The 25,310-nt window shown below is 47.5% G+C and carries 18 protein-coding genes; 1 reads left to right on the top strand and 17 read right to left on the bottom strand.

The window, feature by feature from the left end; genetic code table 11:
• Positions 1-94 precede the first annotated feature (94 nt).
• The 17 genes from CGZ75_RS06610 to CGZ75_RS06530 form a co-directional block, all read right to left on the bottom strand.
• Positions 95-1,918: a sensor histidine kinase gene (locus CGZ75_RS06610; RefSeq protein WP_089523436.1), complete on the bottom strand. Its 1,824-nt coding sequence runs from the start codon at positions 1,916-1,918 to the stop codon at positions 95-97.
• The gene (locus CGZ75_RS06605) at positions 1,915-2,589 is read right to left on the bottom strand and encodes a response regulator transcription factor (protein ID WP_089523435.1); all 675 of its coding nucleotides are present in this window, start codon (positions 2,587-2,589) and stop codon (positions 1,915-1,917) included. Before CGZ75_RS06605 ends, CGZ75_RS06610 begins: the two co-directional genes overlap by 4 nt.
• Before the next feature lie 44 nt (positions 2,590-2,633).
• A complete protein-coding gene (locus tag CGZ75_RS06600) occupies positions 2,634-3,710 on the bottom strand; it encodes a Gfo/Idh/MocA family protein (RefSeq protein WP_089523434.1) in 1,077 nt (358 codons plus the stop codon).
• Between the two features lie 202 nt (positions 3,711-3,912).
• The gene (locus CGZ75_RS06595) at positions 3,913-5,106 is read right to left on the bottom strand and encodes an oxalate decarboxylase family bicupin (protein WP_089523433.1); all 1,194 of its coding nucleotides are present in this window, start codon (positions 5,104-5,106) and stop codon (positions 3,913-3,915) included.
• 133 nt (positions 5,107-5,239) lie between these two features.
• The gene (locus CGZ75_RS06590) at positions 5,240-5,611 is read right to left on the bottom strand and encodes an iron chaperone (RefSeq protein ID WP_089523432.1); all 372 of its coding nucleotides are present in this window, start codon (positions 5,609-5,611) and stop codon (positions 5,240-5,242) included.
• Between the two features lie 21 nt (positions 5,612-5,632).
• Complete coding sequence (locus tag CGZ75_RS06585; protein WP_089523431.1) at positions 5,633-7,888, bottom strand: ATP-binding cassette domain-containing protein; 2,256 nt, start codon at positions 7,886-7,888, stop codon at positions 5,633-5,635.
• A 123-nt stretch (positions 7,889-8,011) separates the two neighbouring features.
• Complete coding sequence (locus CGZ75_RS06580) at positions 8,012-8,410, bottom strand: SRPBCC family protein (RefSeq protein ID WP_089523430.1); 399 nt, start codon at positions 8,408-8,410, stop codon at positions 8,012-8,014.
• Complete coding sequence (locus CGZ75_RS06575; protein ID WP_089523429.1) at positions 8,407-8,736, bottom strand: ArsR/SmtB family transcription factor; 330 nt, start codon at positions 8,734-8,736, stop codon at positions 8,407-8,409. Before CGZ75_RS06575 ends, CGZ75_RS06580 begins: the two co-directional genes overlap by 4 nt.
• A gap of 214 nt (positions 8,737-8,950) precedes the next feature.
• Positions 8,951-14,656 (bottom strand): HAMP domain-containing protein, encoded by a 5,706-nt coding sequence (locus CGZ75_RS06570; protein WP_089523428.1) that lies wholly within the window; start codon positions 14,654-14,656, stop codon positions 8,951-8,953.
• A 58-nt stretch (positions 14,657-14,714) separates the two neighbouring features.
• The gene (locus CGZ75_RS06565; RefSeq protein ID WP_245850726.1) at positions 14,715-15,971 is read right to left on the bottom strand and encodes an ATP-binding protein; all 1,257 of its coding nucleotides are present in this window, start codon (positions 15,969-15,971) and stop codon (positions 14,715-14,717) included.
• A gap of 297 nt (positions 15,972-16,268) precedes the next feature.
• Positions 16,269-17,255 (bottom strand): alpha/beta hydrolase, encoded by a 987-nt coding sequence (locus tag CGZ75_RS06560; protein WP_089524589.1) that lies wholly within the window; start codon positions 17,253-17,255, stop codon positions 16,269-16,271.
• 186 nt (positions 17,256-17,441) lie between these two features.
• Entirely contained in the window at positions 17,442-18,809 is a 1,368-nt protein-coding gene (locus tag CGZ75_RS06555; protein ID WP_089523427.1) for a sensor histidine kinase, read from the bottom strand.
• Complete coding sequence (locus tag CGZ75_RS06550) at positions 18,809-19,480, bottom strand: response regulator transcription factor (protein ID WP_089523426.1); 672 nt, start codon at positions 19,478-19,480, stop codon at positions 18,809-18,811. Before CGZ75_RS06550 ends, CGZ75_RS06555 begins: the two co-directional genes overlap by 1 nt.
• 113 nt (positions 19,481-19,593) lie before the next feature.
• Positions 19,594-20,220: an HAD hydrolase-like protein gene (locus tag CGZ75_RS06545; protein ID WP_425436475.1), complete on the bottom strand. Its 627-nt coding sequence runs from the start codon at positions 20,218-20,220 to the stop codon at positions 19,594-19,596.
• A 42-nt stretch (positions 20,221-20,262) separates the two neighbouring features.
• Positions 20,263-20,742: a DinB family protein gene (locus CGZ75_RS06540; protein ID WP_089523424.1), complete on the bottom strand. Its 480-nt coding sequence runs from the start codon at positions 20,740-20,742 to the stop codon at positions 20,263-20,265.
• Positions 20,743-20,871: 129 nt separating this feature from the next.
• Complete coding sequence (gene pepF, locus CGZ75_RS06535; RefSeq protein ID WP_089523423.1) at positions 20,872-22,671, bottom strand: oligoendopeptidase F; 1,800 nt, start codon at positions 22,669-22,671, stop codon at positions 20,872-20,874.
• 166 nt (positions 22,672-22,837) lie between these two features.
• Positions 22,838-24,247, bottom strand: a complete 1,410-nt coding sequence (locus tag CGZ75_RS06530) for a HEAT repeat domain-containing protein (protein ID WP_089523422.1) — start codon at positions 24,245-24,247, stop codon at positions 22,838-22,840.
• A 112-nt stretch (positions 24,248-24,359) separates the two neighbouring features.
• Between CGZ75_RS06530 and CGZ75_RS06525 the strand changes: the two genes are divergently transcribed.
• A complete protein-coding gene (locus tag CGZ75_RS06525; protein ID WP_089523421.1) occupies positions 24,360-25,199 on the top strand; it encodes an AraC family transcriptional regulator in 840 nt (279 codons plus the stop codon).
• Positions 25,200-25,310 lie beyond the last annotated feature (111 nt).

Below are 25,310 nucleotides of genomic sequence, written 5' to 3'. Positions count from 1 at the left end.
TTTCGTTCCTTCACAAGGAATATTACAGGGGTGATATATAGATCATGTGCAGACAAAATGCAGATGAAATAAAAAAAGCGCAGAACATGAAGTTCTACGCTTCTTGCCCTTTGCTTAATTCAAAATAGAATCGTACCCCATTCTCGGTATTAACCGCTCCGAATTGCGCATGGTGTAGTTTGAGAATTTGTCGGCATATCGCCAGACCTAGGCCGGTTCCACCGGTTGAGCGTTGGCGGGACTCATCGATTCGATAGAAACGATCCCAAATTTTGTTCATTTGATCTTCTGGGATGTGGGCGCCGTAATTTTCAACCGTTATGACAACCGTCTCGGGTTCCTCAATCATTCGGATAAAAATGTTCTCCCCTTCTGGCGTATAACGTATGGCATTGGTGAGGAGATTTACAATTACTTGTTCGATGCGCTGCGCGTTGGCGACCACTTCTAGGGGAATAAAATGAGTGTGCAAAAGCAACTGTTTACCGCTTAAGTCCAAAGCCAGCTTGTCACAAACTCGCTCTAACAAAGCATCGATGCGGAAGGAGGACATCTCCATTTTGTACGTGCCGGATTCGTATTTTGCCAACTCTAGCATGTCGCCAACTAGCAGGTTCATCTTCTGGACTTCATCTTTCATGGCCGAGAAGTAGTGGTCCCGTTTGGGGCTGTCCGGTTTATCTTGAATAATGTAAAGACAGCTTTCCATAATGCTGAGCGGTGTTTTTAATTCATGGGAAACGTCGGCAATGAACGCTTTTCTTGTTAGCTCCAGCCGTCTCTCCTGTTCAATATCTTGTTCCAATCGATTGATATGGTCATGCAGCATGTTTGAAAGTCCGTTGATGTTTTGCGACAGTTGACCAATCTCATCTTCCGTGTTCACCGAAATTCGAGTGGAGAAATCCAGACTGGCCATTCGCTGAGTAACCTCATTAACGCGAAGTAATGGGCGAGCAATACGCCGTGCGTAATAAAAGGAAACCAGGGCAACAAACAGCAATGCGCCCAAGGCGATATAGATGTAATAATTGCGCATCACTCCCGCGGCCTCGTTTACAGGCTGTAGGGAAGTCATAGCAAACACATAAAAGGGAGCTCCGGAGCTGTCCCTCCGCTGGTTAATGAATATTTTGTAGGGAACATTATTTTCCACGTAATCAATAACGGTGTTTTCCTTTTCGGTGAATTCTCCATATAGAAGATTCGCTTGAAATGTCTTAATTTGCTCCAGAAATAAGTGGTTTGTGTAACGGGATTCCGCCGCTCCTTCGGGCGTTTGCAGCTTGGTTACCGTGCCTTCCACAAGAATGCTAGTGTAATGCTTACGATATTCCGTCACTCCCAAGCGGGAGGAGACTTCGTATTCCTTGTTGGTGAAGGTAGTATTCTCAAGGCGGTTCTCCGCCCACATCTTGGAGATGTGGCTACCAATTCGCTGCGGCACAAACTGATCGTTCATGAGAAGACCTTCTATTGCGATGCGTTCTTCAGGTTTAACGAAAAAATCAAGCAAAAAGGGATTGTCACTTCTAAGTTCTTCCACATCCATCATCGTGTACAAAGGAATGGAGAGGGTTGTACCAGATAGAGCAGGAGCTTCAGGCACACTATCCAACTTTACCTCGGCTTTGAAGTTGTCCGTGTTTGACAGATAACCTGCAGCATCCAATCTGGCGACCCAAGTGTTGTACGTTTGGTAAAATTGTTGTTCGATTTCAAAGGCGCCTTGAGCGTCCTCCGTTTCTTCCCACTTTTCTGTTGAAAGGGTATCCAGCGCGCTCTGAACGCTCGCGACTTTCTGGCGGACATAAAATTGCTCAAAAAATAAGGTTTGTCCGATAAAGAGACCTGCGACAATAAAGAGAGACAAACTTACGGTGAGCAAGAACAATTTGAAAACAATGCTTTTTCTCATGCGTTATCCTCAAATTTGTAGCCTGTACGAATGACCGTAACAATATGATCCGCATGCTCTCCGAGCTTGGAACGCAGATTACGGATATGACTGCTGAGCGTCCGTTCATCACCCGCAAATTCATAACCCCAAATTTTCGTAATAAGCTGCTCTCTTGTGAAAATCATGCCTTTGCTACCCATCAGACAGGCTAAAATCTCAAATTCCGTATGGGTCAGGTTGCAAGGTAAGCCGTTAATCGTAACGCTTCGCGAAGGTAAATTTAGCATGATCGCCCCGCCGGACAGCGTTTCTCGCGAATGATGACGATGCTGACCGCCCAGAAGCCGCTTCACTCGAGCCAACAAGATAGGGGGACTGCAAGGTTTGACAACATAATCATCCGCCCCCAATTCAAATCCCAGCAGCGTATCATCCTCGTCAGACCGTGAAGTCAACATAAGAATCGGCACGCTGGACGTTTTGCGTATCCGTCGGCAGACCGACCATCCATCCACTTCCGGCAACATAATATCAAGGATGATAAGGTCTACCTCATGTTCCTGAAATGTAGCTAAAGCCTGCTTGCCATCGCCAGCTTCTACTACGTGGTAGCCTTCATCCACCAAGTACTCCTTCATAATTTCCCTCAGCACTTGCTGGTCTTCCACGATTAAGATTGTTTTTGACATTTTGCATCCTCCGGGACCATTGACATAAGAATCCGATAGTTGCTTTATAGCACCCAAGGCTGGGTCGTCGTAGTTAGCTCTTCGCCGGACTCGATAGCCGACAGCATCATGATGGACAAATAATGATCTTGCAGCGCCTCTTCCAATCGGTAACAGGATGGCCCGCCCTGCACGTAGTCCGCCATCTTTGTCAAGCTCGTCGCAATGGCGATCTCATCATCGGATAAACGCCCGGGAACAAATGGACTTTCATATACCCATTCATCATTTGCCGTTATCCCGCGGTGATAATACCCTTCCAGATTGCCGTTGTGACCGGTATCAACTCTGCGGAAGCTGCCGCATATAGGGGTCTTGAAATCCCTTAAATATCGGAAGGTTTCATCCGTTACTTCTCCTCGGCTTCCGCGAACGAGAATACGATTGTGGCGAATCCAAGACAGATACTGATCACCTGTAAAATCAAACATAGCCAGCTTGTCCCCAAAACGAAGCGTAGCGATATCCTGTACCGAGTCACGGATGGCTTCACTATCGGGAGGTCCATATCGATCCGGGCCTTTCACAATTTTGGATGTAAACCTCTGTCCGCTAATAACGGCGTTTTCAAAATCAATGCCAAGCAGCTTGCGAATCAGACTAATGCCATGGTAACCGTGAGCGGCCGATACTTGCACCTGAGAAACGTCGCCCAGTTTACCCGAATGTACAAAAGCAAGGCGTGCGGCATGCATCGGCTGGTACAAATATTGTTCCGCTACCTGTACGCGCCCCTTAAGCTTGCGCAGCGACTCGTATAAGGAGATCATGCCCGGAATGTCCGGGGCAGGAGGAGTCTCGGTTAATACGGGAATGTTTCTTTCCGCAAGCTTCAGCGTGCAGGTAGGAATGGCCTCCTTGGAGACAGAAACGACCGCGAACTGGAGAGGCCCGCTTGAAGTAAAAGACTCCATATCGCGATAGGTTTTCACGCCCCACTTTTTCTCAATCTCCCTGCCTCGTTCCTCGTCACGAACTAACATAGCGCGGACAGCGAATAGCTCGGGCAGCATTTTCGCAATCCGCAAATAAAACTCGGCTCTCCATCCTCTACCTACGATGCCGAACTCAATTAAAGACATAATCATTTCCCTCGCTTTACGTTTATGTTTACTTTCGAGAAAAATCAGAACATTTCACCTTCTATCCATATTACGGTTGTTAACTCTATTAATCTATATTTTTCGTTGAGGTTCTTTGGATTAAAAATGGACAGCTGCACTTAGCCTGCAGCTGTCCACCCTTTTCAGCTATCGATCGTTCGATCAATTTACCGTCGTTATTTCATTTAGGATAGTAGGAGAATCCCGGATATTTAACGACTGGCGACTTCACTTTGGACAGCGCATCCAGCAATTCCGGTCCGACATTCAAATTGTCGCGAACCAATTCGCGAGGGGTAAGGGCCATCCATTGGTTTAATGAAATATCGGCAAATCGGTCGCTCTTGAACATTTCCAAAAACCATAAGCTTTGAGTTCCGGTATTTTGAATATAGTGTCCATAAGCGAAGGGTACATAACCAACATCACCTGCTCGATAATCAAATGTGCGAGCGACCCCGTTCCCCGCAAATACTGTCATGCGTCCCTGTCCAGTAAGGTAATATTGCCACTCATCGTTATTAGGATGCCAATGCAGCTCCCTCATTGCACCGGGTTCAATCTCAACAAGCGCCGCTGCAATCGTTTTTGAAACAGGAAAGTTCGTTGAATCCACGATTCGGACGCTTCCGCCAGGCGTTTTAATTGGTGTTTGCGCCAGCAATTGATGCTTGAAGCTTTGTGGGATAGTCCCGTATGGTGACTCGACTTTCTGGCTTTCGAGCGAACCGGGAACTCGATCTTGAAAGATGTAAACTTGATCGGAAGGAATAGTTGAAAAGGCGCTCTCCGGCACGCCAAAGTTAGCTGACAGCACATCTTTGGGCGTATGTGCAAACCAATCGGAGATAGATAAGGTATTAAGGTCGGAGAAGCTGCCGTCATCAAATACGAGCAAAAATTCACATCCTTCATCAAGCCCCTGAATGGAATGGGGAATTCCCGGAGGGAAGTACCAGAGATCACCCGGCCCTACGTCAGCGATGAAGTTCCGTCCTAATTGATCCACTGAAGTTATGCGTGCCCGCCCTAATAACATATAGGACCATTCTGCTTGCTGATGCCAATGAAGTTCACGCACTCCGCCCGGCGTTAAACTCATATTGACGGCCGCCAGCGTGGTCGCAATCGGTAAGTCTCTTACCGTGACCTCACGAGACCATCCCCCGTGATTTAATTGCATATGAGTATCCGAGAATGAGAATTTCAAGTTAGGAATCAAGCCGGAATCAGTAACCGGTGGAACCAACATATCAGGGTTCTCCATATCCCGCATAATATCTCGCGGACCGAAATCGGGCCCCCCTGCACCATCACTGCGAATGGGCTGCGGCACATTATTACGTTCCCCTGGAGTCCCAGATTGATTTTCCATCGATTCACTCCTCTGATTTTAATTTCTCTACACTATGAGATAAGAATAGTGCGTATGACTTTAGACAAAAAAAGCAACCTCCATGGTGAGGTTGCTCTACCCAATCGTATAAAAGTAAGGCGTTCAGCTACATTTACTTCCGCCAAAAAGTAGAACAGTCCGCCTTGTCCATAATATTGAACTCGATCATTTTCTGGAGTAAGGAGTAATCAACTGGACTATTCCACTTGATTCGTACCAATAGATTGGTGTGATCGTAGCCGGCCTGCACAATTTCATCAGCAAAGTGCACCATCCCGGCTCTTTCTGGGGCAACGGCTAGATGTTGTTTGGCTGTACTAAATCCAATAATATAGGTGTCGTGATCAGTGAACATCGGTTGATTCCAAGCCATGATTGGAGCTAAGTTTGGATAGTTGTTCCTCACCCAACTCAGAACTTCTTCCGTTCTCTCCCGATGCCCAGGATGATCAATTCGATCTAGAAATTGGGCGAAAACTTCCATCATGTCCCCTCCTGAACTATACTACTTCAAATATTTCCCCGTAATCGACTGCTCCGCATGGATGATCCCCGCCGGTGTTCCCTCAAACATGACCTGGCCGCCCTTGCTGCCCCCATCCGGTCCCATATCAATGATCCAATCCCCTTGACTAATTACATCCAGGTTATGCTCAATGACAATGACCGTATTGCCTGCATCCACGAGGCGGTTCATGATCCCCAGCAGTTGGCCAATATCTGACATATGAAGTCCAGTCGTCGGCTCATCCATCACATATATGCTGCCCTTTTTATGCAACTCGCTTGCCAGCTTGATGCGCTGGCATTCCCCGCCTGAGAGCGTGCTGAGCGGCTGGCCAAGTGTAATATAGTTCAGCCCCACGTCGCTCATTGCCTGGAGCTTGCGTACAACTTCTTTTAGCTGGAAAAATTCCAACGCTTGCTCCACCGTCATCTCAAGCACATCGGCAATTGATTTGCCGTTCAACTTATACTCCAACACTTCTTCCTTGAAGCGTTTACCTCCGCATACCTCACAAGGCAACTTTACACTGTCAAAGAAGGAAATATCCATGTACACAGCGCCAAGCCCTTGGCAGTTCTCGCAAGCTCCCTTGGAGTTGAAGCTGAACAAACCTTGGTTGACCTTATTGGCAGAAGCAAACGCTTTGCGCACATCATCCATAATGCCCGTGTAGGTTGCTGGATTCGAGCGCGTTGAAATCCCAATTGCCGATTGGTCAATGACGATTGCATCCGGATGTTGGCTGAGGAATACTTCGTTAATCAGGGTACTTTTACCTGAGCCGGCAACACCGGTAACGACTGTCAGCACTCCGGTTGGAATGTCTGCACTTACGTTCTGCAGGTTATGCAGTGTGGCATTTTTGATGGACAGCTTGCCGGATGGCTGCCTGCAACCTTGCTTAAGCTGAAGCGGTCGTTTCATATGGGTTCCCGTCAGTGTATCTGTCTCCAGCAGGCCTTCGAAGCTGCCTTCATAAATGATATTACCTCCGCGTTTGCCAGCGTGAGGCCCTACGTCGACGATATGATCCGCCACCTTAATTACGTCGGGATCATGTTCAACAACAATGACCGTATTGCCTTTGTCGCGCAGCTTCTGCAGTAATTCATTTAACCGATGTACGTCACGGGGGTGTAAGCCGACGCTAGGTTCATCGAAAATATAAGTGACATCCACGAGGCTGCCGCTCAGATGTTTCACCATCTTGACGCGCTGTGACTCACCGCCGGACAAAGTATCCGTTTCACGGTCCAGTGTTAAGTAATCTAATCCAATGTCCACTAGATGCTCTAACCGTTCCGCAAGTGACTTAACGATTGGGGCGGCCACAGGATCACCGATTTCCCGAACGACACGAATGAGCTGCCCAACCTCCATAGAGGACATGTCGGCAATGTTAAGTCCATTTATTTTGCAGCTCAGCGTAGCCTGATTAAGTCTTGCGCCGCGGCAGCTGGAGCAGGGACCTTCCGAAATGAACGGTGCCACTGTTTTTTGTGTGCGCTCGGACTTCGCCTTCACATCTTGCTTGATGTATTTGTTAGTGAATTTCTCGATGACACCTTCCACCGTAATATTCGTTGGTTTACCGGCGAAGTCCATTTTGATTTTTCGTGCTTTGGAGTAGAGTAGTTGTTCCAGTTCCTCATCCGTATAATCGCTCAGCTTTTTGTCGAGATTGTAGTCTCCCGCCTGTATGACCATATTCCATTCCCAACCGCCCACCGAATAGTCCGGCAGCATGAGGGCTCCGTCATTCAATGACTTGGACATATCCACCGCTTTACTCATGTCGAGGCCTAGCTTGCGGCCGATTCCATTACACTCGGGACACATGCCTTGCGGATCATTAAACGAGAACATATGAGCTTGACCAACATAGGGCTGACCTACTCGGGAGAAAAGAAGCCGAAGAATCGGGGAAATATCCGTAATCGTGCCCATCGTGGAATGAGATCCGCCACCCAGCCGCTTCTGATCCACAATAACGGCCATGCTCAGGTTCTCGATCCCGTCCGTATCCGGCTGTGGAACTTTAGGCAAGAATGTGCGCACAAACATGCTGAAGTTTTCATTAAGCAGTCGCGTGGATTCTGCGGCGATCGTATCAAAGACGATTGATGATTTGCCAGATCCGGACACCCCGGTGAAAATCGTGATTTTCCGTTTGGGGATGCGTAAGGATACGTTTTTGAGATTGTTTTCCCTCGCACCTGAGATAACGATATACTCCTGATTAGAATCGCTCATCTTGACATCCTTTCCTTAATAACCTTTAGATACTGATCAAAGCAAACATAAACCGGCTGCATGTAGGTTGCAACCGGTTTATGTGGATTCCCCGTTCGATACAGCTGTTTATTTTTAGATAATCTATTGTGCCAACAATTTTTCAAGCTGGGATGTCCAGTTACCCCAGCCATATCGTGCGCCTTCAAGTCCGTGAACGTTGGAAAATCCAGTTTGTTCAAGATGAAGATTCACTTTTCCGTTCCCTAAATCATGCAGCGTCCAGGTAACGGTGTGTTTTTCTTCACCAACAGCCCAAGTATAAGACAATTTGTTGGGTTCATCCACGAGAAGAACTTCGCCGTTGATAACTCCATCCCAATATTCATTCGGCTCGGCGCGGAACTGAAACCGATGTCCTTCAACCGCTTTAAAATCATTTTCCAAGACCCATTTGGCAAGCTTGCTTGGATCGGTTAAGTAGGTCCAGGCCTTCTCAATGGTTGTTTTATATTCATGATCGACGGATAGTACTAAACTCATTCTTCTTCCTCCTCTAAAAGTTGTTCTAAGCGAAACATATTTGTACGCCAAAACTTGCTGTAGAACGCGACCCAATCTTGAACTTCTCTGAGTGGTACGGCGTTTAATCTAAATCGCGTTTCTCTGCCGACTTTTCGGTCTACTACAAGTCCGGCCTCTTTAAGAATGGTCAAATGCTTGGATACCGCTGTACGGCCCATGTCAAACTGTGCCGTTAATTCATGAAGCGGTACCTCTTCTTCCTCTGCTAACAAACGAATCAGTCGGCGCCTGGTTGGATCTGCAATCGCGTCAAACGCATCCCGTACCCCTTTGCTCTCGTTCACAACACCCTCTCCTAAGTATTATTGTCAAGGGATGGCCTCTAATTTCATTTGCTGCCCTTCGGGCGTAACACCCTATCTGACACCTATTGGTGTCGATTTAATTTTAGGCCACCATTTGGTGTCGTGTCAACAACATTTTAAGCTCCACATGCTCTAGCATTTAAATTAGATTAAAAAAGACTGTCGAGAAGTTCCCGACAGCCTGATAAAAACATCAATTATCCAGCCATGTGCGCATCATCGATAACAGCTGGGCGCTGTTGACCGGTTTTGTGATGTAATCCGAGCAACCAGCTTCGAGGCAAAGTTCCCGGTCTCCCTTCATAGCTTTAGCCGTAAGTGCAATAATGGGAAGGTTCTCGAATTTCGCCTTCTGCCGAATGGCGCGAGTCGTTTCGTAACCATCCATTCCCGGCATCATGATATCCATCAGCACGATTCCAATGTCCGGTGTCTGTTCCAGGAGGGCGATGGCATCCTGGCCTGTTTCCGCTGGAATGACTTTCATTTGATGGCGTTCCAAAATGGTAGTGAGTGCAAAAATATTCCGGATGTCGTCATCCACAACAAGTACATTTTTATACTCGATCATTTCATCCGAATTATGCAGTTTAATCAACTTTTCCCTTGAACCAGCCGGCAAGTTATCCGTCTTGCGGTGCAGGAATAGGGTTGTTTCATCAATCAGACCGGCATTTGACTTCACTTCTTTGAGAACCGCCATTTTGACTAACTCATCCCACTCATTCTCCTCAGCCGGCGTCAATTTTTTGCTCAAACGGGCTATAACGGGAACCCGCTTGTTTTTGGAGTTCTTGTGCATATCCCGGACGAACCGGATTAGATTCATATCCGGCAGGCTGTTGTCCAGCACTACACAATCCATTTCTTTTGAGTTGATCTGGTTCAACCCTTTGCGTCCTGTGTCCACAGCCGTGACCTTGATATCCTGGTTGCCCAGCAGCTCTACCAATTGCTTGCGCTCTTGCTCATCATGGACGACTACCAGCAGGTTCTGAGCCTTCTTGTCCGCAAATTGGTTCAAGCGATCCAACGCATTCTCCAGTTCCTCATTTGTCACCGGTTTCCGGAAGTAATTGTAAACTCCCTTTTGCAGCAGGAGTACCTCTTCCTCGTCGACTGTCATGACACAAATCGGAATATGCCGTAGATGGATATCGTTCTTCAGCTGCTCCAGCACCAGCCAACCGTCGATATCTCCAAGATGCAGATCCAGTATTATGGCGATCGGGTTGTACTTATGAACGAGTTCCAGGGCATCCGAACCGTTTGCCGTGATGACCGCTTTGATCCCTTTCTTACGAAGGAGATCGAGAATTATGGCATTGAACTTGTGATCATCCTCAATAATTAGGAATACACGATCTCCCGGCTCGAGGTTATCCCGATCGTCAACCAATGCGTCATCCGCCGGCTTGGCCAGGCTGCTTCTGCGTTTGAGCGGGGTGATATCAATTACCTCCGGAACATGGATCTTTTTGGGCGCAGGTTCCGTTGCTTCCGCTTCTATTGGAAGGTACAGATTAAATACACTTCCCTTGCTCACTTCGCTGTATAAGGTTATTTCTCCGCCCAGCATCTCGGCAATCTCCCTGGATATGGCAAGCCCTAAGCCCGTTCCGCCATATTCCCGGTTTGTGCTGCCGTCCGCCTGCTGGAAAGCTTCAAAAATGATCTGTTGTTTTTCATAAGGAATCCCGATCCCCGTATCGCTGACGGAGAAGCAAATGACCGCTTTAGCACGATTCAGTGAGTCATTTTCTGAGTTCCAGCCCCCGTTCGCTTTTTTGATTTGGAGCATGATCTGTCCTTGCTCGGTAAACTTAAAGGCGTTCGAGAGCAAGTTTTTCAAAATTTGCTGAAGCCGTTTGAAATCTGTTACTACACTCGCCGGTACGCCAGAATCAACTTGAATCCGATAGTTCAGTTTCTTCGCTTCTACCATATGGCGGAAGGTACGGTCCAGTCCGCCTGTCAGTTCAGCCAAAGGTACTTCGCTGTAGTCGGGCGTAATGGTGCCAGATTCGATTTTGGACAGATCGAGAATATCATTAATAAGGTTAAGCAATTCAAATCCGGAGTCCTGAATGGTCTTCGCAAACTTAACCTGTATCTCATGAAGATTTTCATCCGGGTTCTCGGCAAGCTGCTCTGCCAGCAACAGCAAAGAATTCAAAGGAGTACGAAGCTCATGCGACATGTTAGCTAAAAATTCGGATTTATACTTGGACGTGAGAGCAAGCTGTTCCGCTTTCTCTTCCAAGTATCGCTTGGCCACCTCTACCTCCTGGTTCTTGCTTTCCACTTCCGCCTTCTGCAGCACGAGCAGCTTTGCTTTATCCTCGAGTTCATCGTTCGTGTTCCTCAGCTCCATTTGCTGCTTTTGGAGCTCTTCGGTGAGGGACTGGGATTGGATAAGCAGTTCCTCCGTACGTTGGTTCGCCTGCATCGTATTTATCACAATTCCGATCGATTCCGTAAGCTGATCCAGGAATGCGATGTCGATATCACTGTACGGGCGGAAGGATGCCAGCTCCAGAATAGCGAGAACCTGATCTTCGAAAATAATCGGTAACAAAACGATATTGAGAGGTGTAGCTTCTCCCAAAGCGGATGATATCACGACGTAGTCTCCGGGTACGTTGGTAAGCAGAATACGTTGTTTCTCGATTAGACACTGACCGACCAACCCTTGCCCAGCTCGGAATTCATTCGCCAAATTTTTGCGGCTTTGGTAAGCATAGCTGGCAAACAGCTTAAGCACCGCTTCGCCGCTCGTCGGTTCATTGATATAAAAGACGCCGTGTTGCATCGATACGAGTGGAGCAAGCTCGGACAGGATCATGCGGCTGACTGCATACAAATCCCTTTGTCCTTGCAAGAGCCTTGAAAATTTGGCGAGATTGGTTTTGAGCCAGTCCTGCTCCGTATTGATCCGGGTCGTTTCCTTCAGGTTCCGAATCATTTCGTTGATGTTATCCTTCAGCGTTGCAACTTCACCGGATGCGGAAACGTCGATGGCACGTGATAGATCGCCGTTTGTCACCGCTGTTGCAACGTTAGTGATGGCGCGCACCTGGGTAGTCAACGTACTCGCCATATAGTTCACGTTGTCGGTGAGATCGCGCCAAGTACCAGCTGCGCCAGGCACGCTTGCTTGTCCGCCCAGCTTTCCTTCGGCGCCTACCTCCCGCGCTACGGTAGTCACCTGGTCGGCGAAGGTGGCCAGCGTCTCAATCATATTATTAATCGTATCTGTCAGTTCGGCGATTTCGCCTTTCGCTTCCACGGTCAATTTCTGCTTGAGGTTGCCGTTCGCAACTGCGGTAACGACCTTAGCGATCCCGCGCACTTGATCCGTCAAATTGGTCGCCATGATGTTAACGTTGTCGGTAAGGTCTTTCCAGATTCCGCCGACACCGCGTACTTGGGCTTGTCCGCCTAGCTTGCCGTCCGTACCGACCTCCCGCGCCACACGCGTAACCTCAGATGCGAACGAATTGAGCTGATCCACCATCGTGTTGATCGTGTTTTTCAGTTCCAACAGTTCGCCTTTGACGTCTACGGTAATTTTTTTAGACAAGTCCCCGTTTGCAACCGCCGTCGTCACGCCGGCAATGTTACGCATCTGGATAGTCAAGTTGCTGGCCATGTAGTTGACCGTATCCGTCAAATCTTTCCACGTGCCTGAAACATCCTTTACTTCCGCTTGCGCACCGAGCTTGCCATCCGTGCCAACCTCCCGCGCTACACGTGTAACCTCAGATGCGAAGATCGATAGCTGATCCACCATCGTGTTGATCGTAATCTTCAATTCAAGGATTTCGCCTTTGACGTCTACGGTGATTTTCTTGGACAGGTCGCCTTTGGCTACCGCAGTCGTAACGTCCGCGATGTTCCGCACCTGGTCCGTCAGATTCCGCGCCATATTATTAACGCTTTCGGTCAAGTCCTTCCAGGTGCCGCCGACGCCGCGCACCTGCGCTTGTCCGCCGAGCTTCCCGTCTGTACCTACCTCACGTGCTACCCGCGTAACCTCGGAGGAGAACATGGAGAGCTGGTCTACCATCGTGTTGATCGTATTTTTAAGTTCAAGGATTTCTCCTTGAACATCTGCTGTAATTTTTTTGGACAGATCACCGTTCGCGACCGCCGTTGTCACAACGGCGATGTTGCGCACTTGATTGGTCAAGTTTGAAGCCATATAGTTAACGCTCTCCGTTAAATCACGCCATGTACCGGCAACGCCTTTGACCTGGGCTTGTCCGCCCAGCATGCCCTCGGTACCAACCTCTCGCGCTACCCGCGTAACCTCGGATGCGAAGGTAGAGAGCTGATCCACCATCGTGTTGATTGTGTTTTTGAGCTCGAGGATTTCGCCTTTTGCGTTAACTGTGATCTGTTTGGACAGATCGCCTTTTGCAACCGCAGTCGTCACCTCAGCGATATTACGCACCTGATCGGTAAGCGTACCGGCCATAAAATTAACGCTATCAGTCAAATCCTTCCAAGTGCCGGATACGCCTTTAACATCTGCTTGTCCGCCCAGTATTCCTTCTGTTGAAACTTCTCGCGCCACACGCGTAACCTCGGATGCGAAGTTGCTGAGCTGATCCACCATGATGTTGATAGTGCTTTTCAATTGGAGGATTTCGCCTTTTGCGTCAACGGTAATCGTCTTCGACAAGTCGCCCTTCGCAACAGCGGTTGTCACTTCCGCGATGTTCCGCACCTGATTGGTTAAGTTGGAAGCCATATAGTTAACGCTCTCTGTCAAATCCCGCCAAGTGCCAGATACACCTTTAACGTCCGCCTGTCCGCCGAGGATGCCTTCCGTACCGACCTCGCGTGCCATCCGAGTAACCTCGGAAGCAAACGTCGACAATTGATCCACCATCGTGTTGATTGTGTTTTTCAATTCCAGAATTTCGCCTTGTACATCAGCCGTAATCTTCTTGGACAGGTCGCCATTTGCCACAGCAGTTGTAACAACCGCGATGTTGCGCACTTGGTTGGTCAGATTGGACGCCATATAATTAACGCTCTCCGTTAAATCCCGCCAAGTACCGGATACACCTTTAACGTCCGCTTGCCCGCCGAGTTTGCCTTCCGTGCCGACCTCACGAGCTACACGAGTAACCTCGGAAGAGAACATGGAGAGCTGATCCACCATAGTGTTGATCGTATTTTTGAGCTCAAGAATCTCTCCCCGCGCATTTACGGTAATCTGCTTCGACAAATCACCGTTAGCGACAGCAGTTGTTACCGCTGCGATATTACGTACTTGATCCGTGAGATTTGTCGCCATGTAATTAACGCTATCCGTTAAGTCTTTCCAAGTACCAGATACACCTTTAACATCTGCCTGTCCGCCGAGGATTCCTTCCGTACCGACCTCGCGTGCCACACGTGTCACCTCGGAGGCAAAGGTGCTGAGCTGATTCACCATCATGTTGATGTTGCTCGCCGTTCTCTGGAATTCACCGGTAAGCGCCCGTCCTTCGATTTCCAGCTCCACCTTCTGGGAAAGATCGCCTTTGGCCACGGCGTTAATTACCCGGACCATCTCACTCGTTGGTTGAATCAAGTCGATGACTAGACCGTTTAACGAATCGGTGATCGTTTCCCATGATCCTCCCAGATTTTTCTGCACAAACCTTCTCGAAAGATTTCCTTCTTTTCCGACAACCTTGGCTACTGTCTGGACTTCATGCACCAGACCTTCCTGAATATCCATGATCTCGTTAAACGTATCCGCAATCTTGCCAGCCACACCTGTGCGGTCATAAGGCATTCTGTAGGAGAAATGGCCTTTCTTCATCGCCATTAAGGCGTTGAGCAGTTCACCGCCATCAATTTGATCACCGTTTGTTTCGTTGATTTGGTTTTGATCTCTCATATTCTCAGCCCTGTCCCTTTTCTACGACATATTTTTGAATGACCTGTTCTATAGCGTCTTATCGAAATGGTTTGGCTACAATCGTAAAGATAACCGTTGCGCCGGGTTCTTTAGACGGTTCTACCCGTATCATGCCGCCCATCAATTCAACCAGGGATTTGCTGATGGATAATCCAAGTCCCGTACCTCCGAACATACGAGTGGTTGAAGCATCCAACTGGGAGAATGGTTGAAACAATTCGTTTATCTTATCAGGAGGAATCCCGATCCCGGTATCCTTAATAATAAATTCAAGCGTAAGAGAATCCGATGTCTCCGCAAGCTTGTTGACCGTGATGTACACACTGCCTTCCTGCGTAAACTTGACGGCATTGCCCACAAGATTATTTAACACCTGACGGAGGCGGTTCATATCTCCTATTAAATAAGCCGGTAAAGACGGGTCAACGACCACCACCATTTCCAGATTCCGTTCCCTGGTTTTGGCTGTAAACAAATCAATTGTTTCCATTAGGCAGTGCTGAAGGGAAAACGGCTCCTCTTCCAATTTCATCATACCGGACTCGATCTTGGAAAAGTCGAGGATATGGTTGATGACGGATAGCAGTGCATTCCCGCTTGTATGGATGATCCCTGCTATCTCAGAGTATTCATCCGGCAAATCTGAGGCAAGCAACAGATCCGACATGCCAATGATCCCATTCAGTGTAGTTCTCATTTCATGGCTCATCATAGCCAGAAATTCCGATTTAACGCGGGATGCGATTTCCGCGGATTCTTTGGCTTGGCCGAGCTCCTGATTGGTTTTCTCCATCTGTTTGGCTTGTTTCTTCAACATTTCGCTTTGGATTTGAAGCGTTTTGTTAGCTTCATATATGCTGACGTAACCCTCGATTTTGGACTTGAAAATTTGCGGAACGAAAGGTTTCGTCATATAATCCATAGCGCCGACGGAATAGCCAGCGAAGATATGCTCCATTTTGTTACTAGTGGCTGACATAAAGATAATGGGTACGTATTTGGTTTTCTCCCGGGTTCGGATAATGCTGGCCGTATCGAACCCGTCCATATCGGGCATTTGCACATCCATGACAATGACAGCAAACTCCTCTTCCAACAAACATCTCAAAGCTTCCATCCCGGAATATGCCCGAACCAGACGGTAGGGTTCTCTGCTAAGAACGGCCTCAATGGCAACCAAGTTTTCCGGATGATCGTCTACGAGCAAGATGTTGACGGGAAGATCCATGGCGCCCCTCACTTTCTTACCTGACAGCAATTCCTTCCAGATGATGAAGCATTTTGATTTAATCATAGCTTCTTATAGTGACCCTGTAAACTTTCGCCTACCGGCCCGTCATGGCTCTCACTGATGGTCATTCATAACATTTTTTTATCCATCATGATGCTGGGTCTCTCTCTGCTTTTCTTCTTTTCTCAATAACAAGGGGGATCAGCGCAAACGCACCGACAATAGTTAAACCACCGCTAACCACATATACCGACAGCAAGGAAAACGATTCCTTCAAATAGCCGGATATGAACATACCTATCACCAAAAGAAAGCCCGGACGCTGGCGAAGTATCTTCGCACAGAACGACCGGGCTTTGCTTAATTTACTATTTCCATAAATCCCTTAAGGCTTTCCACGATTTCTTTTGACCGAGTATGGTGCAAATAATGTCCTCCTTCATATGTCATCACTTTTCCATGTATAGAATCTTTTACTTGCTCTTCATGCAGGGGCAGCCATCCTTCTACGTCTGTATTATTCGCTTGTATAAAGAAAAGAATAGGGAGATCTTTAGGGAATGTTAAATGTTCAGCTGCTTTAAAATTAGCTTTAATATGTTCCATTTCATTCAATAAGCTTGTGTTAAAAGCGTTTTTGTTAGCAAGAAGTCGCATTTGTTCTTTTATTCCATCATCAAATGGCAAGCCGTCATATGGATTAGGACCCAGTTTCGATATCAATCTGGCCACACCTGATTGTTTCAGAAATTTAAATGTTTTTATTGGAAATTTAACATCCATTCCGCCTTGCGTTGGAACACTGGTATCGATCCCGACAAATGCACTCACTTCGTTTTTATATTTGCTGACATAATCGAGTCCGTATATACCTGCAATGGAATGACCCATTAAAATATATCGATCAATTTTCAGACCCTGTAAGGCTTCATGAAGTTCACTTACAATGTTCTCTGTGGTCCGATCCTTTTTGGTTGTATCGCTTAATCCATAACCAAACGGCTCAACCACGACTACTTTGTAAAATGGGGACAGCTCATCAACTAGCGGCTTGAAATCAAGCGCAGGTGCAGCTGTTCCATAACCAGGCAGGAGCACGATTGTTTCTTCGCCTTTTCCTTGAATCAAGACATTCATCTTTTTCCCATCTACAGGTACTAACTGGCCGTAGGTTTCTATTTTTGCTTGCTCTGACTTGTTGCTGATTATGTTAACGACAAAAACAATAGCTAGAAAAAGAGCAATTAATATAGCTATAACTCCTAGCGTTTTAAGTAGGATGAAAAGTACCTTTTTCATTCCCTTGGTCTTCCTCTTTTTCATAACCGCTTCTGGTTCCATTTGCATCTTCTCCTGTCTTTTATCGGCTGCTAATGAGAGCATATGCGACAAAGATGTACTCCCCATGACGTCAGTATGAACGGAGTATGAACAAGCAAAAAAAGCTACAGCGTCACATGCAAGAAAGCTTGCACATAATGCCGTAGCATGGAGAATGCGAATTAATCCTTCCCGATGATCCCTTCTGATTAACTAATCCGTTGGCGTTGTAATAGGCAAGGTGACTATGACAGTCGTTCCTTGGCCAGGCTCGCTTTCCACTTGAATGTCACCGCGATGAAGCGATACGATCTGTTTAACGATGGCAAGTCCCATTCCGCTGCCGTCATACTTGCGGCTGTGGGAACGATCGGACTTGAAAAACCGTTCAAATATACGCTTCTGGTCCTCAAGGGGAATGCCAATGCCACTGTCGGATAATCGGACGATCACGTTTTGGTTATCTTGTTTGATACTGACACTAATAACGCCCTCATCCCTAGAAAATTTGATGCTATTGCCGAGTATATTCGTCCATACCTGGTTTAAAAGATCATGATCAGCCAGCAATCGAACGGTCTTCAAATCGAGTTCGAAACGGATGCTGCGCGCCGACCATTGCGGCTGGATTGCGACGATCACTCGTCTAATTTGTTCATCAAGGTTGAACGTGACCAACCTCAGCTGATGTGACTGTGCTTCGAGCAAACTCAGCTTCAATAAGCCATCGCTCATCTTGGACATGCGATCCGCTTCAGCGATAATAATATCTAGATAACGGCTTCGCTCGTTATGTTCGACATCTACTTGTTTGAGAGCTTGAGCATAACCGGAAATGGAGGTAAGCGGCGATTGAACCTCGTGAGACACATTGGATACAAATTCCCTACGCATCTGCTCAAGCTGTTGTAAATCGTGCATCATTTCCTCGAAGCTGCGAGCCAGTGTGCCGAGCTCTCCCTTTTGCTTAATATTCAGCTTGACGTTGAAATCTCCACCTGCTATTTGTCTAGTCGCCGCTGTCAGCTTTTTGATCGGTCTGACTAGGAAAATGGCAGCAACCAAAATAAAAAGGCTTCCAGCTATTAATGAATAGATTGAAAAGTTCAAGATCCACCTTATAGCAAACGCACTAGAAGGAGGCGCGATTGGCTCCACAAACATCGCTTTTGTTCCCATTTCCGTTTTTAAGGGCAGCCCTAGGAGAAGAGTAGCAATACCACTTGGGTTAACTTGAACAACTTCTCCATCTAGAACTCTTTTCACTTGCTCTTTAGTTACAGTGATAGGACTTTGTCCGTGAAGCGCTCCATAAGACCGGAACTGACCCGAATCTTCATATATTCGAATATGATAAGAATTGAGCTGATTCATTCCACTTACGAGTGTGTCCGCTTCACTTAATGGAAATGTCTCGTAAATCCGGACGATGTCCTGGCTAAAGTAACGTAAGGGGGTTTTCAAGTTTTCATTCAATTTATCCTCAAATACCCAAGTTGCCACAAAAAAAGAAAGGATCGTGCCTCCAATGACGGAGACTAGATAGATTAAGACTACGCGAGTATAAATAGAGCTGATCATTAGTTAACCTCAAGCCGGTAACCAAGTCCACGCACCGTCTCGATTCTAAAATCGGAAGTGCTCACGAACCGTTCGCGCAAGCGCTTAATATGTACATCTATCGTTCGATCATCTCCAGCATAATCGAGCCCCCAAATTTGATCGATCAATTGTTCGCGCGTATAAACTTGCCCGGGTGTTCCAGCCAGCTTATACAGCAATTCGAACTCTTTGAGCGGCAATATGAGGGATTCCGTTCCACTCAGCACCTTATAGGTTTGGCGATCAAGAATGATATTGCCGAATTGGATCATCTGTGTGGAGCCAATCCGATATCGTTTCAGCAATGCTCTAACACGGGCCGTTAACTCCAGCGGATCGAATGGTTTCGTCAAATAATCGTCCGTCCCAAGCTCGAACCCTTTCACCTTTTCCCATGTTTCGCCTCTCGCAGTGAGCATAAGTAACGGGAGATCAGGATTGGCTCTTCTGAGTTCTTTGCATAACGTCCAACCATCCATAATCGGCATCATAATATCGAGCACGACTAGATCAACATTCGTGGAAGCGTAGACGCCTAGTGCTTCCTTGCCATCCGCAGCTTCAACTGTTGTGAATCCGTCGTTGCGTAAAAATAAACAGACAAGTTCGCGAATGTTCGCATCGTCGTCAGCAACCAGTATAGTAGGCATTCGTTCCCTCTTTCTCTGTTTCCTATCCTATGGTGAAATTAGTTAGCGACATTAATCTATTTTGTTAACTACATTAATCACTTTAATTAATGGCATTGATCATCGTTCACAGGCTACAAGTCAAATATCCCTCTTAGCTCAAGTAAATCATCTATCACAACATCAGCTTGTTTAAGCTCGTCTTCTTGTGCAAAGTCAAAGCGGCAGCCTATCGCCATCAGACCATTCTTTTTAGCGGCATTGATGTCAGACAGCCTATCGCCGACTACTGCTGCTTGTTCGATGTTGTATTTCTTTAGAATATGACGGACAAGATCCGTTTTGTCTTGAGTTTCTATTTGCTGAATACTGAACGTCTCCGTCACCCAAGCGCCTAAGTTGTAATAATCGACGATAGCTTTCAGATAGTCGATCAGCCCATTGCTTGCGATAAAAATGGGGCAACCCGCTTGTTTCAAGGAGTCGAAAATCTCATAAACATGAGGATACAGAGCTCCGCTTCCATTATTAATATTGGCGATCAGCTTCTCAAGAAAATATCGATCCGCAATTTGTCTAATCTCATTTGAATGATTGGGCATTAAAGTCTCCCAAACTACAGGTAGAGGGACTCCCATGATTTCGCGATATTTTTGTATGGGAGTCCCACCCGACCATTCATTGCGAGACTTCAAATAGGTAAATGTATCCTCGAGAGATAACTCTAGAATTTTATTTGTCTGAAAAAGCGTTCCATCCATATCGAATATTATCGAAATCGGCAAAGTGTTTCTCTCCTCTTCTTAACGATCAAACAATCCTCTGCGAATCAAGTTTGCCGTAATCGGCCCCTTCCCAAGTTCTCGCGACCATACAGATAGCTGGCCGATATGATGAATCTCATGGGCGAGAACATGTCGCATGATCTCCCCATATCTGAATTTCTCCCACTCGCCTGCATCATTCTTGTCGGATAAAATCTGGTTTTCCATACCGCTATTCCAAGCCAAAATGAATGGAGCAATTTCCGCATGGCAACGTTCGGAGTAGTCTCTGAGCTTTTGCACGCTGGCGCATTCCTCGAATGGAGGCATTTCAGTTTCTATTTTCCCTTGCAAGCCCCTTATCCAGCTGTGCTCGACATCAACAATGTGAAAAAGCGTATAGAGAATACTGCCTGGGCCGCCTATGCGCGACTTGAGCAATTCTTGCTCGTCCACCGACTCGCACCATTCAAACCAATCCCTGCGTACTTGCCAGTTATATTTGAATAGTTTCTGCATGGCGTACAGCCTCCTTTTATTTTTCGACGATGGCGAAAAAGCTATTTTCGTTAAGAAAAGCGAGCCGCGCATAAAAACGCTGCTCGCTTTTTGCTGAATTCCTAGATTTATTAACGGGACAGAATGTTTTTAATACAAGCTCTCCAGCTCATCAATAAGTGAACCTACATAAGCTGCAGCGGTACGAATCGGATCTGGCTGCGACATGTCTACGCCGGCCAGCTTGATTAGTTCAAGCGGGCTCATGGAGCCTCCTGCTTTTAACACTTCGAGCCAGCGATCCACAGCAGGCTGCCCTTCCTCTCGGATGAGCTGAGCAGCAGCAGTTGAAACCGTAAGTCCAGCCGCATAGGTGTAAGGATAAAGGCTCATATAATAATGCGGCTGACGCATCCAAGTCAGCTTGGCATTGTCATCGATAACGACATCTTCTCCCCAGAATGAGGACAGGATGTCTCCTTTTAACTCACATAATTTCACGGCTGTAATAGGCACATCTTTCATCGCAAGATCGTATACCCGGCGTTGCAGCTCCCCTTCGAGCAAATGGGTAACAAAGTTATGGAAATAAGTGCCGAGCAACTGGGAAATAACCCAGCGGCGCATTCGAGGGTCATTCGAGCGTTCCAACAAGTGATCCGCTAAGAGCAGCTCGTTCATAGTAGAAGGAGCTTCGATAAAGTACAGAGAAGGTCTAGAGTTCGTTATACGTTGGTATTTGCTCGCTAACATAAGATGACCGGCATGTCCCACTTCATGGGCAAGTGTAAAGGCGCCTCTCATGTTGTCTGCCCAGCTGATCAAAATATAAGAATGGACACCATGGATGGACATGCAGAACGCACCCGTCCGTTTCCCAGCGTTATCTGCGTAATCGACCCAACGGTTTTTAAAGGCATCCGCTACAATCTCGCCGTATTCCGGACCAAGAACGGAAAGGGCTTCTTTGATCAGTTCCCCTGCCTCCTGGAATGAAATTTCAGGATTGAAATCAGGGTCAAGTGGAGCTTTCAGATCTGCGAACGTCATTTCGTCTAACTTCAGCACCCGTTTTTTGAGGGCGGCGTATTTGCGCATATGAGGAGCAAGCTCTGTCTGCAAAATATCCAAAATATTGCTGTTCATATCCGCAGTGACCTGCTGCGGCTTCAAAAGCATGTCCGTAACCGAGTTGTATCCGCGCAAACGCGATTCAATTACCTGGCGTTTTACTTCCGTACTATAGGCTTCGGCAAATGTATTACGATATTTATAGAGAGTCTCGCTGAACGCTTTAAATGAATTGCGGCGCAGATCCGTGTCCGGGGACTCGACATATTTGTTCTCATAAAGCGCAAACGAAACCGGGACCTCTTCCCCTCGTCCATTCTCTGTTGGCGGGAATGTCATATCAGCCAGTTTGCTGCGTTCATAGATGCGATAAGGCGCGCCGAGCACCTCTCCAAAGGAAGCTAACACCTTTTCTGTTTCGGCTGTCAGCCTATGAGGCTTGGTTTGCAGAAGCAATCCGAGACTGCGTTCAAAGTCCTGAAGACCAGGTTGCTCGTTTATGTACTGCTCTATCGTTCCTTCGGGAAGGGCGATAATTTCGGATTTGATAAAAGAAAGAGCTGAACTGACCTGCGAGGATAGATCACGCGCTTTTGCAGCATTGGTCTGATGCTCCGGGTTGATGCTGTCTCCCGATTGATGCAAATAGGCAAAGGCTTGTACTCGGCTAAGTCTGCGTTGCAGCTCTTCCTGTGCATGAAGGCAGGCCAGCAGTTTATCTGCCCCTTCGCCGAGTTGTCCTTCATACTTCGTAACAGTGGAAAGATCCTGTTGAAGAGCGTTCAGTTCATGTTCCCATTCCTCATGGGATTCAAAAATATCCTTCAAATTCCAAGTTGATTGCGCATCCACTTCTGCCCGAGTTAAAATTTTCGACATTCGCCAGCACCTCATCCTGTTATTTTAATAGACTCTTATATGATACCAATTAATCCCATAGAATCATAGTTTCATGGAGCTCAGCCGCCTAACTTTAGTGTTAATAAAAAAGGACTCCCTTCTATTTAAGGGAGCCCCAACTAGCTTATTCGCCTGACGGCATGAATTAGAACGTACTTGCTTTAGTTGTATCCGAGCACCAGCGGAGATTAAACAGCTCGCGTAACAAAATATCCCTTGCCTCTGGGCTGTCGATATAACGCAGCGCCTCAGCGGCATGGCCGCGCACGTACCGGTTGGAATCTCCGAGCGCTTCCGCCAGCTCAGGGATGGCATCTGCCGCATCGCTCTTAAGGCGCAGCAGCGAAAGCGCGGCCATGAACCGGGCTTGCACATCCTCATCACGCAAACCGCGAATGAGAGCAGGCACGATCCCCTCGGACGGCTTGCCGATAAATCCAAGTGTCTCTATAACTTGGCGGCGTACCTCGGCAGAGCTGTCACCGAGCAATGCCGCTAGCTGAGGAATTGCTGACGCTGCCAGCTCTCTCAATTCGCCAAGCGCAAAGGCGGCATGGATGACAACAGTATTGCTAGGTTCTCCTAATGCTTTCAACAAACCGGCAACAGCCTCTTGGCCCGCTGCAGATAGACCATAGGCTGCCTTGCGGGAGATTCGATTGTCCTCATTCCGCAAAGCTTCCAACAGAGCGCTTATTCCGCCACTTCCACTCGCAGCCAAGCTATAAGCGGCATTCAGAGAGGTTGGCTCATCCGGTCCAGCGAGCTTGGCTGTCAGCTGTTGAATCGCTTCCGGATCTTCCGGCATCGAGTTCGCGAGGCTGCCGATTTGGCCGGACAACCAGTTCCAATTTTCCTCCCAGAGGATGGACTGATCAAGCGCTTCATGGCTTTCTTCTGCTGATGGCGTCCAGATCGGATCTATGTTGTTCCATGTAGGAGCCGTTGGAGCTGTCGTCCTCATGAATTCAAACTTCAGCATATACCTTGGCTGGCCGATTATGTTCGCAGTTGAGCGATGCCAAACATCATAATGAATCAGCGCAAATGTGCCTGCCTCGCCTTGCGCTGTCACTTCAGCCGCGGGATTTTCCTCATCAAAAACTCGGGATTCAAGGAACTGAGTACCTGGGAAAATGCCTGTCGGTCCAAGCTCAAGAGGTGTATCTTGCGGAAAATACATGATCATTGCCCACCAAGGATGATGATTGCGCATCCGGCTATAACCCCAGTAACTATCCTTATGCCATCCTCCAGGCTGCGGGGAAGCGTTGAAGTGGCCATGACGATGCGTATGCAGCAAATAATCGGGACCTAGCACACTTGTAAGCGCGCCAGTGACAACGGGGTGGTCGAATACCTTTTGCAAATCGCGGATTCGTGGAAGGATGTTGTTGCCTGGGTTACCCTCTTCTTGATACACATCATTCAATTGGGCGACAAGACTATCATGAAAGGAACGTGGGAAATCTGTGTTCAGCAGCAGCACTCCATCGCGGATAAAAGCTTTCATTTGATCGTCTGTGAGCAGAACCGGTTGGTGAGAATTTGTCATAATCGAAGTCCCTCCTAGAATCTGATACACTGATTATAGATTCCGTTTCCGAGGGAAAAAATGGACGTTCCTAAGGGATAAGGGGATAAAACTAAGTTATGGAGCTGGATGAATGAGTCTTCCACAGGAAGAATCCACACTGCTTGAACTGCTCGACAATTTGCAGATTCGGGTGCAGGTCGCTCACCGTACCCAGTGCTCCGCTGATTGGCGGGATTTGGACTTTGTGCCTGAATTCAACCGGCTTTATTTCATTATGGATGGTGAAGGTTGGCTAAAAGTGGACGGCCGGGAGTGCTTCCCGAAGCAAGGCCAGCTTTGCCTGATGCCGGCTTTTGTAAAGCAATCCTATTCGGCTCTTGAGGAACGGCAGCCTTTTAATAAATACTGGTGCCATTTCACCGCCGGTGTTGGACCGTTTGATCTTTTTCAATGGATTAACGCGCCGCTCTGCATTGATGTACCGGACCCGGAACGGATGCAGAGTTTGTTCGCCGAGCTGGACGAGCTGCATAAACGCCGCTCCCTGGTATCTGTTTTGAAAGAAAAATCTGTCATGCTGGAGATCGTTTCTTCCTTTCTGGAACATATCCCGGTGCAGGTGCTCAAACATCGCAGCGATGAAATGCAGCGCATTCGCATCATCCAGGATTATGTGGAGGCCCATCTGCATGAGAGTCTAAGCGTCAATGATATGGCGGGCGCTCTTCATCTTCACCCGAACTATTTCATTTCGTATTTCAAAAAACACTTCGGCATGCCTCCCGCCAAATACGTCAATCGCAAACGGATGGAAAAGGCTCGGCTGCTGCTCGCCTCGACCGCTCTTAGCATTAAGGAAATTGCCGAGCGAGCCGGCTTCCCGGATACCCATCACTTTGCCAAGTCATTCCGCAAGGAGACGGGACTAAGTCCGACGGAATATCGGTTGGCTTATGGCTCCGCACCTTGAAGTTGTAAAGTAGGCGTTAGGGGGGATTATTTAATTCCCCTCCCTTTTGTTCCTCATTATCCTCCACGCTATGTTCTCAACAAGTCCTGTAACCAAGTTGATGTCGTTCTG

This window comes from Paenibacillus herberti, from assembly GCF_002233675.1.
In the GTDB taxonomy this organism is placed as follows: domain Bacteria; phylum Bacillota; class Bacilli; order Paenibacillales; family Paenibacillaceae; genus Paenibacillus_O; species Paenibacillus_O herberti.
The sequence above is the reverse complement of the archived record's forward strand: the minus strand, read 5'-3'. Positions and strand labels throughout refer to the sequence as shown.